Here is a 583-nt window from a genome sequence, read left to right as displayed (position 1 = left end):
CCGGTGGCGAAACGCAGGCTGGCCGAGCACATGGGCACGTTCGAACGCCACCAGGACCGGTTCGTCGGCGCCTCCGCCGAGGTCGTGCAGCGCGTCGACGGCGAGCGTGGGCAGGTGCGGATCGGACACGAGGTGTGGTCGGCGCGGTCGATGGACGGGGTGGAGGTCCTCGAGGCCGGCGCCACCGTCACGATCCTGCAGGTGACCGGGGCGGCCGTGCTCGTCACCGGTCGGGGGGAGCTACCGCCGTCCTGACCGCCACCGCGGCGGGACGGCCACGACGCCCCGGGGACTCCGGGGCGACACGGGCGCCGGTTCTCCGGCGCGCAGGAGGGGAGAGCACATGGGCGCCGAGTTCATCATCGGCATCGTCCTGCTCGTGCTGGTCGTGACGATCGTCGTCAAGTCGGTCGTCATCGTCCCGCAGGAGTGGGCGTACATCATCGAGCGGCTGGGCCGCTACCACAGCATCCGGGAGGGCGGCCCGGCCATCCTGGTGCCGTTCGTCGACCGCACCCGCGAGCGGGTCGACCTGCGTGAGCAGGTCGTGTCGTTCCCGCCGCAGCCGGTCATCACGCAGAAC

The 583-nt window shown here is 72.0% G+C and carries 2 protein-coding genes; both read left to right on the top strand.

Going from position 1 to position 583, the window contains the following annotated elements; translation table 11 throughout:
- Window positions 1–255: NfeD family protein (locus tag DBV35_RS29140; RefSeq protein ID WP_170135076.1), on the top strand; the 255-nt coding region annotated here is incomplete at its 5' end.
- Window positions 256–343: 88 nt separating this feature from the next.
- A partial coding sequence (locus tag DBV35_RS29135; RefSeq protein WP_342752405.1) for an SPFH domain-containing protein occupies window positions 344–583 on the top strand: 240 nt, incomplete at its 3' end.

It is taken from the genome of Acuticoccus kandeliae (assembly GCF_003073115.1).
This window is presented reverse-complemented; position numbering and strand designations above follow the sequence as displayed.